The sequence below is a fragment of the Peterkaempfera griseoplana genome, assembly GCF_001418575.1.
GTDB lineage: Bacteria > Actinomycetota > Actinomycetes > Streptomycetales > Streptomycetaceae > Peterkaempfera > Peterkaempfera griseoplana.
On sequence record NZ_LIQR01000244.1, the window covers coordinates 1 to 12,438 of the forward strand.

At 72.1% G+C, this 12,438-nt stretch carries 10 protein-coding genes; 6 read left to right on the forward strand and 4 right to left on the reverse strand.

What is annotated here, in order from left to right; all coding sequences use genetic code 11:
• The 6 genes from ruvB to AOK09_RS18610 all read left to right on the forward strand — a co-directional run.
• On the forward strand, positions 1 to 1,062 hold a 1,062-nt coding region (ruvB, locus tag AOK09_RS18585; protein ID WP_055588330.1), incomplete at its 5' end, for a Holliday junction branch migration DNA helicase RuvB.
• Between the two features lie 168 nt (positions 1,063 to 1,230).
• Positions 1,231 to 1,686: a preprotein translocase subunit YajC gene (gene yajC / locus AOK09_RS18590; RefSeq protein ID WP_265736736.1), complete on the forward strand. Its 456-nt coding sequence runs from the start codon at positions 1,231 to 1,233 to the stop codon at positions 1,684 to 1,686.
• Between the two features lie 142 nt (positions 1,687 to 1,828).
• Entirely contained in the window at positions 1,829 to 3,664 is a 1,836-nt protein-coding gene (gene secD, locus AOK09_RS18595) for a protein translocase subunit SecD (RefSeq protein ID WP_055588331.1), read from the forward strand.
• Positions 3,664 to 4,782 (forward strand): protein translocase subunit SecF, encoded by a 1,119-nt coding sequence (gene secF, locus AOK09_RS18600; RefSeq protein WP_055588332.1) that lies wholly within the window; start codon positions 3,664 to 3,666, stop codon positions 4,780 to 4,782. The genes secD and secF overlap by 1 nt, the downstream gene beginning before the upstream one ends.
• Positions 4,783 to 5,094: 312 nt before the next feature.
• The gene (locus AOK09_RS18605) at positions 5,095 to 5,655 is read left to right on the forward strand and encodes an adenine phosphoribosyltransferase (RefSeq protein WP_055588333.1); all 561 of its coding nucleotides are present in this window, start codon (positions 5,095 to 5,097) and stop codon (positions 5,653 to 5,655) included.
• Positions 5,656 to 5,890: 235 nt separating this feature from the next.
• The gene (locus AOK09_RS18610) at positions 5,891 to 8,392 is read left to right on the forward strand and encodes a RelA/SpoT family protein (protein WP_055588334.1); all 2,502 of its coding nucleotides are present in this window, start codon (positions 5,891 to 5,893) and stop codon (positions 8,390 to 8,392) included.
• Here AOK09_RS18610 and AOK09_RS18615 read toward each other — a convergent pair.
• From AOK09_RS18615 to AOK09_RS18630, 4 genes are all read right to left on the reverse strand, one after another.
• A complete protein-coding gene (locus tag AOK09_RS18615) occupies positions 8,367 to 9,188 on the reverse strand; it encodes a lysophospholipid acyltransferase family protein (RefSeq protein WP_245687358.1) in 822 nt (273 codons plus the stop codon). The two genes, AOK09_RS18610 and AOK09_RS18615, sit on opposite strands and share 26 nt — an antisense overlap.
• Before the next feature lie 68 nt (positions 9,189 to 9,256).
• Positions 9,257 to 10,138: a GNAT family N-acetyltransferase gene (locus AOK09_RS18620; RefSeq protein WP_055588336.1), complete on the reverse strand. Its 882-nt coding sequence runs from the start codon at positions 10,136 to 10,138 to the stop codon at positions 9,257 to 9,259.
• Positions 10,139 to 10,345: 207 nt separating this feature from the next.
• A complete protein-coding gene (locus AOK09_RS18625) occupies positions 10,346 to 11,575 on the reverse strand; it encodes a DUF349 domain-containing protein (protein ID WP_055588337.1) in 1,230 nt (409 codons plus the stop codon).
• 237 nt (positions 11,576 to 11,812) lie between these two features.
• The coding region (locus tag AOK09_RS18630) for a peptidylprolyl isomerase (protein ID WP_107101377.1) at positions 11,813 to 12,438 on the reverse strand (626 nt) is incomplete at its 5' end.

The window sequence follows — 12,438 nt, forward strand, 5'->3', positions numbered from 1 at the left end:
GTCACCGCCTCCGCCGACGGCGAGGACAGGGCGGTGGAGGCGGCGCTGCGCCCCAGGGACCTGGGGGAGTTCATCGGCCAGGAGCGGGTCCGCGAGCAGCTGTCCCTGGTGCTCCAGGCCGCCCGCAAGCGCGGTGCCACCCCGGACCATGTGCTGCTCAGCGGCCCGCCCGGCCTGGGCAAGACCACCCTGTCCATGATCATCGCCGCGGAGATGAACGCCCCGATCCGGATCACCTCGGGCCCGGCGATCCAGCACGCCGGTGATCTGGCGGCGATCCTCTCCTCCCTCACCGAGGGCGAGGTGCTCTTCCTCGACGAGATCCACCGGATGTCCCGGCCCGCCGAGGAGATGCTCTACATGGCGATGGAGGACTTCCGGGTCGACGTGGTCGTCGGCAAGGGCCCCGGTGCCACCGCCATCCCGCTGGAGCTGCCGCCCTTCACCCTGGTCGGTGCCACCACCAGGGCCGGGCTGCTGCCGCCCCCGCTGCGCGACCGGTTCGGCTTCACCGGCCACATGGAGTTCTACGCCCCCGCCGAGCTGGAGCGGGTCATCCACCGTTCCGCCCGGCTGCTGGACGTCCAGATCGACTCCCGGGGCGCGGCGGAGATCGCCGGCCGCTCCCGCGGCACCCCGCGTATCGCCAACCGGCTGCTGCGCCGGGTCCGCGACTATGCCCAGGTCAGGCATGACGGCCTGGTCACCGCCGAGATCGCCGGGCAGGCGCTGGACGTCTACGAGGTGGACGCGCGCGGTCTGGACCGGCTGGACCGCGCGGTGCTGGACGCACTGCTGCGCCTCTTCGGGGGCGGCCCGGTCGGCCTGTCCACCCTGGCCGTGGCGGTGGGGGAGGAGAGCGAGACCGTCGAGGAGGTCGCCGAGCCCTTCCTGGTCCGCGAGGGACTGCTCGCCCGCACCCCCCGGGGCCGGATCGCGACCGCTGCGGCCTGGCAGCACCTGGGGCTGACACCGCCTCCCGCGCCGCCCGGTCAGCGGACGGCCGGACCCGCCCAGCAGCAGCTCTTCGGGGGGTCCGACGGTCCCCCGACCGAGGGGTGAGCGCATTCCGCACGGCCAGGGACTCGCCACTTGCGGAACCCGGATGCAATGCTTGACGTTGTCCCACCAAGGCGGGTCGCCCTAGACTCCGCCGAGCCACCCCTCCCAGGGCGGCAACCTCTACCACACCGGTCGCCCCCCGCGGCCCCGTAAAGGACCTGTCAAGCTGTGCTTACCACCCTTCTCCCCCTGCTCCTTCTGGTCGGCGTCATGTTCATCATGACCCGCAACGCCAAGAGGAAGCAGCAGCAGGCTCTCGAGATGCGCAACAACATGGGGCCCGGCTCCGGTGTGCGCACCATTGGCGGCATGTACGCCGTGGTGAAGTCCATCAACGACGACACCGTCGAGCTCGAGGCAGCCCCCGGCATCTTCGTGCACTTCGCCAAGAACGCCATCGCGGCGGTCCTGGAGCCGGAGGAGTACGCGGCCATCGTCCACGGAGCCCCGGCGTCCGACGAGGACGTCCCGCCTTTCGTCGAGGACTCCGAGGAGGCAGCTGAGAGCACGGCCGAGCAGGCCGAGGACGCTCCCAAGCCGCTGAACCTCGAGAAGTCCGCGGCCGACAAGGCCGACGCCAAGGTCGTCGAGGGCACGGAAGGCGAGGGTTCGGCGGCCAAGTAGGCCCCGGCGTGCTTCGCCGACCGGACGGCACCTCCGCCGTCCGGTCCTCAGGACAGGGGCCGCCGTGCCCGCCACCCCGCAGGCCGTAGCAGGCGCGGGGCGGCACCGGCGCAGGGCCGCATGGACAGGGAGAATCGAGAAGGTGGCAACACCCAAGTCGCGTCCTCGCGACGGACATCCAGGGCGCGCACTGGCGTTCATCCTGGCCGTCACGATCGGACTGGTCGGCCTGATGTTCGGCAAGGGCCTGACCACACCCCGCCTGGGCATCGACCTCGCCGGCGGCACCAGCGTCACGCTGACCGCCTCGTCGAAGGACCCGAAGGCGATCAACCCGACCAATATGAACACCGCCTCGGCGATCATGCTGAAGCGTGTCAACGGTATGGGTGTGTCCGAGGCCGAGACGCAGATCCAGGGCAGCAAGAACATTGTCGTCAACATCCCCCGCGGCAAGGGGAAGGACGACACCCGGGAAGCCGTCGCCCAGATCGGCACCACGGCCAAGCTGTACTTCCGGCCCGTCCTGGCCACCGGTATCTCGGTGCCGGCCGGCGCCGTCAAGCCCAGCGCCAGCCCGTCCACCCCGGCGACCGGCGGCTCCTCGGCGAGCCCCAAGCCGTCCGCGGGCAGCACGGCCAAGGCCGCCGGCTCCGGCACCAGCACGCCCAAGGCCAGCCCGACCGCGAGCAGCACCACGGCCGGCCGCGCGGTGAGCCAGGCCCTCGAGGCCGGTGCCACCCCGACGGCCACGGCCAAGGGCGGCGCCTCCGCCGCGGCCACCCCCAAGCCGTCGGCCGGCGCCTCGGCCCCGTCCGCTGCCACCTCGGCCACCACCGGGGGCACCGTGCCGGCCGACCTGGCCAGCAAGTTCGCCGCGCTGGACTGCACCGACAAGGCGCAGCGCAGCAAGAACTACCAGACCTCCACCACCGCCAACGCGGTCGCCTGCGACCAGGAGGCGTCGGCCAACCCGTCGTTCCCCAAGGGCACCTATGAGAAGTACGCCCTGGGCCCGGTCGCGGTGAACGGCGTCAACGTCTCCAACGCCAGCGCGGTGTTCGACACCCAGCGGTCCATGTGGATCGTGCAGCTGAAGTTCGACGGCACCGGTGCCAAGGCCTTCACCAAGACCACCGGTGAGCTGGCGGCCAAGACCGCCCCGCAGAACCAGTTCGCCATCGTGCTGGACGGCCAGAACGTCTCCGCCCCCTCGGTGAGCCAGGCCATCCCCGGCAACTCCGCCGAGATCAGCGGCAGCTTCACCCAGAAGGAGGCGGAGGACCTCGCCAACGTCCTCGCCTTCGGCGCCCTGCCGCTGGACTTCACCACCCAGTCGGTGTCCACGGTCTCCCCGCAGCTCGGCGGTGAGCAGCTGCACGCCGGTCTGATCGCCGGTGCGATCGGCCTGGCCCTGGTGGTCCTCTACTCCCTGGTCTACTACCGGGGCCTGGGCCTGGTCAGCATCGCCGGCCTGGTCGTCTCCGCGGTGCTCACCTACTCGATCATGTGTCTGCTGGGCAAGGCCATCGGCTTCGCCCTCAACCTGCCCGCGGTCTGCGGTGCCATCGTGGCGATCGGTATCACAGCCGACTCCTTCATCGTGTACTTCGAGCGCATCCGCGACGAGGTCCGCGAGGGCAGCCAGCTGCGCACCGCGGTGCAGCGTGCCTGGCCGCGTGCCCGGCGCACCATCCTGGTGTCGGACTTCGTGTCCTTCCTGGCCGCCGCGGTGCTGTACGCGGTCTCGGTGAGCAAGGTGCAGGGCTTCGCCTTCACGCTGGGCCTCACGACCCTGCTCGACATCGTGGTGATCTTCCTCTTCACCAAGCCGCTGATCACCATCCTGGCCCGCACCAAGTTCTTCGGCGGCGGCCACCCCTGGTCGGGGCTCGACCCCAAGCGGCTCGGTGCCCGTCCGCCCATCCGTGGCGGCCGCCGCCGCACCGGTCGTCCCGGCGTCACCAAGGAGGCCTGATGTCCAAGCTCGGCAGTCTCGGCCATCGCCTCTACCAGGGCGAGGTCAGCTTCGACTTCGTGGGGCGGCGCAAGCTCTGGTACAGCATCTCCGCGCTGATCCTGCTCGCCGCCGTCGTGGGCCTGGGGGTGAACGGGCTCAAGCTGGGCATCGAGTTCACCGGCGGTTCGGTCTACACGGTGACCAAGCCCGGCGTCTCGGTCGAGCAGGCCAGGTCGGCCGCGGACAAGGTGGTGGAGCACACCGCCCCCATCGTCCAGTCGGTGGGCAACGACAAGGTCACCATCCAGATCAGCAAGGACGAGACCAAGTCCGCCACCCAGGTCACCGATGAGCTCTCCAAGAGCCTGGGCGTCAAGGCCGACACCATCAACGCCGATGTGATCGGCCCCAGCTGGGGCAAGGAGATCTCCAAGCAGGCCCTCACCGGTCTGGTCATCTTCATGATCCTGGTGACGATCTATCTGGCGATCGCCTTCGAATGGCGGATGGCGGTCGCCGCCCTGGTCGCGCTGATGCACGACCTGGTGATCACCATCGGTGTCTACGCGCTGGTGGGCTTCGAGGTCACCCCGGGTACCGTGATCGGCTTCCTGACCATCCTCGGTTACTCGCTCTACGACACGGTCGTCGTCTTCGACACCGTGAAGGAGAACACCCGGACCCTGTCCAAGCAGAACCGGCTCAGCTACAGCGAGGCCGCCAACCACGCCCTCAACCAGACCCTGGTGCGTTCCATCAACACCACGGTCCTGGCGCTGCTCCCGGTCGCCGCGCTGCTGTTCATCGGCGGCGGTCTGCTCGGGGCCGGCACGCTCAACGACATCTCGCTGGCGCTGTTCATCGGCCTGGCGGCCGGTGCCTACTCCTCGATCTGCGTCGCCACGCCGCTGCTGGCGCAGCTCAAGGAGGAGCAGCCGGAGATGAAGGCCCTGGCCAAGCGGGTCGCCCAGCGCCGCGCTGCGGACGCCAGGGCCGCGGCCGAGAAGCCGCAGTCGGAGGACGGCGAGGGTGAGGGCGACTCCGAGGACGAGGCCGTCCCGGCCGGTGTCGTCGGCCAGCGCAACCAGCCCGTGGGCCGCCGGGGCAAGGGCCGGCCGTCCGGCAAGCGCCACTGACCGTAGCGCCCGCACCACCCCGGGCCCGCCCTGACGGGCCCCTCGCTCCACCCCACCGCCGTTCGGCAGGGGAAGCCACCGTCGACCGACGGGGCGACCCCGCCGAACGGCGGTTCTCGTTGCCCCGCTCCACGCGTTCGGCCCTTCCGCAGGTTCATCTCGGGGAAGCGGAAGGCGGTTCTCCCGCGTCCGGACACCACGGGCCGGGCGGACCGCCGACAGCGACTGCGAGGCACCTCACTCCTCCCGGCCCGGGCCACGCCGGTATCGTCGGTCAACGGCACCCGTCGGCCACCGAGAAGAGGAACCACGTTGACCGCCCATACGGCCGCCGCTGACAGCCTTGCGGAGCTGCTGCTCTCCAGGATCCGGAACGTCCCGGACTACCCCCAGCCGGGTGTGATGTTCAAGGACATCGCCCCGCTGCTCGCCGACGCCACCGCCTTCGCGGCGATGGTCGGCGCGCTCGCGGCCCGCGCCACGGAGCTGGGGGCGACCAAGGTGGTGGGCCTGGAGGCGCGCGGCTTCGTCCTGGCCGCCCCCGCCGCCCACGCGGCAGGGATCGGCTTTGTGCCGATCCGCAAGCAGGGCAAACTGCCCGGCCCGGTGCACAGCTGCAGCTACGACCTGGAGTACGGCTCCGCCGTGGTGGAGGTGCAGCACGACGCCTTCGTCCCCGGTGAGCGGGTTCTGGTGGTGGACGACGTGCTGGCCACCGGAGGGACCGTCTCCGCGGCGCTGGACCTGCTGCGGCAGGCCGGGGCCGAGCTGGCCGGTGTGGTGGTGCTGATGGAGCTGGGCTTCCTGGACGGCCGAGGCCGGCTGGCCGGGCACCTCGGCGAGGCCCCGCTGGAGGCGCTGATCACGGTCTGAGCGCCCCGGCGCCGGATCCCCGGGGGGCCGGTCCGGCCCCGGCGGCCGGGTCTCGTGTACGACCAGCCCGCCCGTACCCGCACTCCCGCGCGGGTGCGGGTACGGCCGCGCGGGGTCCCGGTGATCTTCGTCCGTACCCGCCGGAGAACGGACCACCGGCCGCATGGGTACCATGAAGGTTCCACCTTCTGCTCCTGCGTCGGACGGAAGGAACCGCTCGCCAGAGGAGCGCCCTTTGCCGGAAGAGGTTGTGCCCAAGGCCGCGGCTGTCCAGGACAGCGCCCCCGCCGAGCGGGGAGCGCCTGCCCCCGCAGCCGGGCCCGCCGCGCGCGGGACCGAGGAGGCCAGGCCCGGAGCCGCCCCCACCGCGGCCGGGTCGGGCAGCTCACGTGCCGTGGCGCCGGCCGGCGGCTCCTCCGCCGTACGGCCGCCCACCTCCTCCTCCAGCGGCCGGGTACGGGCCCGCCTCGCCCGGCTCGGCGGCCAGCGCACCAGCACCTTCAACCCGGTGCTGGAGCCGCTGTTCCGGATAGTCCGCGGCAACGACCCCAAGGCCGACCTGCGGGACATCGAGCGCGCCTACACCGTCGCGGACCGCTGGCACCGGGGCCAGAAGCGCAAGAGCGGCGACCCGTACATCACCCACCCGCTCGCGGTGACCACCATCCTCGCCGAGCTGGGGATGGACGCCCCGACCCTGATGGCCGGGCTGCTCCACGACACCGTGGAGGACACCGAGTACGGTCTGGACACCCTGCGGCGCGACTTCGGCGACACCGTGGCGATGCTGGTCGACGGCGTCACCAAGCTGGACAAGGTCAAGTTCGGCGAGGCGGCCCAGGCCGAGACGGTCCGCAAGATGGTCGTCGCCATGGCCAAGGACCCCCGCGTCCTGGTGATCAAGCTCGCGGACCGCCTGCACAACATGCGCACCATGCGCTACCTCAAGCGGGAGAAGCAGGAGAAGAAGGCCCGCGAGACCCTGGAGATCTACGCCCCGCTGGCCCACCGGCTGGGGATGAACACCATCAAGTGGGAGCTGGAGGACCTCGCCTTCGCGATCCTCTACCCCAAGATGTACGACGAGATCGTCCGGCTGGTGGCCGAGCGCGCCCCCAAGCGCGACGAGTACCTGGCCACCGTGATCGACCAGGTGCAGGGCGACCTCCGGGCCGCCCGGATCAAGGCCACCGTCACCGGCCGCCCCAAGCACTACTACTCGGTCTACCAGAAGATGATCGTGCGGGGCCGCGACTTCGCCGAGATCTACGACCTGGTGGGCATCCGGGTGCTGGTCGACACCGTCCGGGACTGCTACGCGGCCCTGGGGACCATCCATGCGCGATGGAACCCGGTGCCCGGGCGGTTCAAGGACTACATCGCCATGCCCAAGTTCAACATGTACCAGTCGCTGCACACGACGGTCATCGGGCCCGGCGGCAAGCCGGTCGAGCTGCAGATCCGCACCTTCGACATGCACCGCCGCGCCGAGTACGGCATCGCCGCGCACTGGAAGTACAAGCAGCGCGCCGTCGCCGGCGCCTCCAAGGTCCGCACCGACGCGCCCGCCGCGCCCCGCAAGGCCGGCGACAAGGGCGACCTCAACGAGATGGCCTGGCTGCGGCAGCTGGTCGACTGGCAGAAGGAGACCGAGGACCCGGGCGAGTTCCTGGAGTCGCTGCGGTTCGACCTCTCCAGCAACGAGGTCTTCGTCTTCACGCCCAAGGGCGACGTGATAGCGCTGCCGGCCAAGTCCACCCCGGTGGACTTCGCCTTCGCGGTGCACACCGAGGTCGGCTACCGGTGCATCGGCGCCCGGGTCAACGGCCGCCTGGTGCCGCTGGAGTCCACCCTGGACAACGGCGACCTGGTGGAGGTCTTCACCTCCAAGGCCGCCGGCGCCGGTCCCTCCCGCGACTGGCTGGGCTTCGTCAAGTCACCGCGCGCCCGCAACAAGATCCGCGCCTGGTTCTCCAAGGAGCGCCGCGAGGAGGCCATCGAGCAGGGCAAGGACGCCATCGCCCGCGCCATGCGCAAGCAGGGCCTGCCGATCCAGCGGATACTGACCGGCGACTCCCTGGTCACCCTGGCGCACGAGATGCGCTACCCCGACATCTCCTCCCTCTACGCCGCCATCGGCGAGGGCCATGTCGCGGCGCAGTCCATCGTGCAGAAGCTGGTCCAGGCGCTCGGCGGCGAGGAGGGCGCCACCGAGGACATCGCGGAGATCACCACCCCGTCGCCCGAGCACGCCCGGCGCCGCCGGCCCAAGGGCGACCCCGGGGTGATCGTCAAGGGCGTCGAGGACGTCTGGGTGAAGCTCTCCCGCTGCTGCACCCCGGTACCCGGAGACCCCATCGTGGGCTTTGTCACCCGCGGCAACGGCGTCTCCGTCCACCGGGCCGACTGCGTCAACGTGGAGTCGCTCTCCCAGCAGCCCGAGCGCATGATCGACGTGGAGTGGGCCCCCACCCAGTCCTCGGTCTTCCTGGTGGCCATCCAGGTCGAGGCGCTGGACCGCTCCAGGCTGCTCTCGGACGTCACCCGGGTGCTGTCCGACCAGCATGTGAACATCCTGTCCGCGGCGGTGCAGACCTCCCGCGACCGGGTGGCCATGAGCCGGTTCACCTTCGAGATGGGCGACCCCAAGCATCTGGGACATGTGCTCAAGGCGGTCCGCGGTGTGGAGGGCGTCTATGACGTCTACCGCGTCACCTCCGCCCGTCAGCAGCGCTGACCACCGGCGTCCGTACCCGGCCCCGCACGGGGTCGGGTACGCGGCGGTGCCGCGGGTCCGGTGAGAGGACCCGCTCCACCGCCCGCTGTGCGGCCGCCGCCAGCTCCCGCCGGTCGGCTGCGGCGCCGGGCGGTATCGCCGGCAGCAGCACCAGCTCCGCCACCAGCCCGCGGACGGCGACCACCCGTCGCAGCGAGGCCACCAGGTCGTCGTCGCCGACGAAGGCGGGCACCGTCGCCGGCCGCCCCCCGGCCAGCCGATAGCGCACCGCCATCGGCCGCACCGGGGCGCCGGCGTCCAGCGCGGCCTGGAAGAACGCCGCCCGGAAGGGCCCCGTACGCGCCCCGCACCAGGTGGTGCCCTCGGGGAAGACCACCGCCGGCCCACCGCCGCGCAGCACCCCCGCCACCTCGGCGACCGCCCCCGGCAGCGCCCTGGGCCGCTCCCGGTCCAGGAAGACGGTGCCCCAGCGGCCCGCCGCGCGGCCCACCACCGGCCAGTGCGCCACCTCGGCCTTGGCGAGCATCCGGCCCGGCCGCACCGCCTGCACCAGCAGGACGTCCAGCCAGGACACATGGTTGGCGACCAGCAGCTCCGGCCCGTCCGCAGCCGCCGCCCGTCCCGACAGGTCCAGCACCCGGATCCTGACGCCCAGCGCGGCGGCGCCCAGCCGCACCCAGACCCGCAGCAGCGGCACCGCCCGCGCCCCGGCCCACCGCCGGACCGGCGGTGCCAGCAGCAGACCGGCCATGACCACCGCCAGACACCCGGCCAGCCGCAGAACTCTGCGCGGCACCCCGGCCGACCGGTCCGGCGAACCGACGCATTCGCGGGTCGTACAGGGCCCGGACGGCCGCCAGACGCTCACCGGGAGGCCCCGAGCGCCATGAAGTGACGCAGATAGCGGGGATCGGTGCGCTCCAGCGAGAGCAGGACGAACAGGTCCGCCACGCCGAAGTCCGGGTCGTACGCGGGCTCCCCGCACACCCAGGCGCCCAGCCGCAGATAGCCGCGGAGCAGCGCCGGCAGCGCACCGCGCGACGGCCGGGCGATCCCCTCGGGGCTCCACGGGGTGCGCGGCCGCACCCGGAACTCCTCGGGGGACAGGTTGCGGTCGCTGACCCGGTCCCAGACCGAGGCGGCAGACCCGCCGCCGTCGGCCAGCCCCAGCGAGCAGCAGCCGGCGATCCAGTCGCAGCCGGTCTCCTGGAGGTAGTGCAGCAGACCGCCCCACAGCAGGCCGATCACCGCGCCGTCGCGGTGGCCGGGGTGCACACAGGAGCGGCCCACCTCCACCATCCGCGGGCGGAGGTCCGCCAGTGCGGCCAGCTCGAACTCGCCCTCCGAGTAGAGCCGCCCGGCGCGCAGCGCGGCCGCGGGACGCAGCATCCGGTAGGTGCCCACCACCGTGCCGGTGGCCCGCTCGCGGACCAGCAGATGGTCGCAGAAGTCGTCGAACCCGTCGATGTCCAGGCCGGGGACGGGGGAGTGCAGGGTGGCGCCGAGCTCTTGGGCGAAGACCTGGTGACGCAGCCGCTGCACCGCCCGTACGTCGGCCTCGTCGGCCGCGAGGGAGACGGTGTACTCGGCGGGTCCGGTCGCGGCGGGGCTGGTCGCCGCGAAGCCGGTCTCGGCGGGTCCGGTCGCGGCCGGTTCGGTCCCGGCCGGGACGGCGGGACGGGGAACGGACGGACCGGCGGGACGGGGAGCGGGCGAGGCAGGGGTCAGCAGTGGGGCAGCGGTCACGGCGGACGCTCCGGGGACGAGGGCGGCGAGGCCACTGAGGGCGTGGCACCTGTATGTGTGCCCGACCCCGCCGACCCCGGAATGACCGCCCGGGGTAGCGCAGATGTGCGGCAATTGAAGGACCGGCGCCGCCCGGAAAGCCCGGCGGCCGGGACCCGTTCACACAGGTCCCGGCCGCCGCCGTACGTCGCAGCGGGCTCACCGACCTCAGCCGCTGAACTCCTCCAGCGACTTCTGCGCCTGCTCCAGCAGCTCGCGGCGACCCGCCAGCTCGGCCTCCAGCTTGGCGGCCTTGGAGCTGTTGCCCGCGGTACGGGCCCGCGCCAGCTCGGCCTCCAGCTTGTCCACCGCGGCCTGCAGCAGCCCCGTCATGCCCTGGGCGCGCGCCCGGGCCTCCGGGTTGGTGCGGCGCCACTCGGCCTCCTCGGCCTCCCTGATCGCCCGCTCCACGGTGTGCAGCCGCGCCTCCAGCTTCGGCCGGGCGTCCCGCGGCACATGGCCGATGGCCTCCCAGCGCTCGCCGATCCCGCGGTAGGCAGCCTTGGCGGCCTTGAGGTCGCCGATCGGCAGCAGCGCCTCGGCCTCGACCAGCAGCGCCTCCTTCAGCGTCTGGTTCTCCCGCTGCTCGGCGTCCCGCTCGGAGAAGACCGCCGAACGGGCCTGGAAGAAGACGTCCTGGGCACCGCGGAAGCGGGCCCACAGCTCGTCCTCGGTGTCCCGCTGGGCGCGGCCCGCCGCCTTCCACTCCGTCATCAGCTGACGGTAGCGGGCGGCGGTGTCACCCCAGTCGGTGGAGTCGGAGAGCGCCTCCGCCTCCTGCACCAGGCGCTCCTTGCGTGCCCGCGCCTCGTCCCGCTGCTGGTCCAGCGTGGCGAAGTGCGCCTTGCGCCGCTTGGAGAACGCGGAGCGGGCGTGCGAGAAGCGGTGCCACAGCTCGTCGTCGCTCTTGCGGTCGAGCCGGGGCAGGCCCTTCCAGATGTCCACCAGGGCGCGCAGCCGGTCCCCGGCCTCCCGCCACTGGGTGGACTCGGCCAGCTGCTCCGCCTCGGCGACCAGCTGATCCTTGGCGGTACGGGCCTCGTCCTGGGCCTTGGCCCGGGCGGCCTTGCGTTCCTCACGGCGGGACTCGACCTCCGCGGTGAGCGCGTCCAGCCGCTTCGCCAGGGCCGCCAGATCTCCCACCGCGTGGCCCTCGACGACCTGGGCCCGCAGATGCTCCACCGCGGTCAGGGCGTCCTTGGGCGCCAGGTCGGTGGTGCGCACCCGGCGCTCGAGGAGGCCGATCTCCACGGCGAGTCCCTCGTACTTGCGCTCGAAGTACGCGAGCGCCTCCTCGGGGGAGCCTGCCTGCCAGGAGCCGACGACGTGCTCTCCTTCGGCCGTCCGTACGTAGACGGTCCCCTGCTCGTCGACACGGCCCCACGGGTCGCTGGTCACAGCGCCTCCTCCACATGACATCCGGGCCCGGCGGCGCAGGGCCGCCGGTGCGCGGACGTCGTCCACAGTTGATGTACGGCCGCCCGGCTGACGGTCCGGCCGTCCGACGTGCCGCTCTTGCGATGCGAGGGTCGCAGCCGCCGGGTCAGGGCACCCTACACAACAGCAACATAGGCGACGGGCGCCAGTGCTGTCCGCATCCGGGCCGGGCCTTTTCGCGCGGCGTTCGGACCCCGGTCACTCCTTGACCGCGGTGACCTTCTCCATCTTCACGCCGGCCACCGGCGCACCGTCCTGGCCGCCGCCCACCACACCGCCCGCGGCGATGTTCTTCAGCACGTCCAGGCCCCCGGTGACCTTGCCGAACGGGGTGTAGCTGGGGGGCAGCTGGGTGTCCTGGTAGACCAGGAAGAACTGGCTGCCGTTGGTGCCCGGGCCCGCGTTGGCCATCGCCACGGTGCCGGCCGGGTAGGTGGCGCCCTTGAGGTTCTCGTCCTTGAACTGGTACCCAGGGCCGCCCGACCCCTTGCCCGTCGGGTCGCCGCACTGCAGCACGTAGATGCCGCTGGTGGTCAGCCGGTGGCACGGCACATGGTCGAAGTAGTGCTGGCCGGCCAGGAAGACGAAGGAGTTCACGGTGTGCGGGGCCTTGCCGGGGTCCAGCTCCAGCGTCACCTTGCCGCAGCTGGTGTCCAGCACGGCCTGGTACTTGGCCGAGGTGTCGACGCTGATCGCCGGCTCCTTCTGCCACTGCTTGCCGTTGGGGTTGCCCGCCGAGGGCGCCTTGCAGCCCTTCACCGACGCGGGGTCGGCGTTCGCCACCGGGGAGGCGGGGGCCGACGCGGAGGGGGCCGACGCGGAGG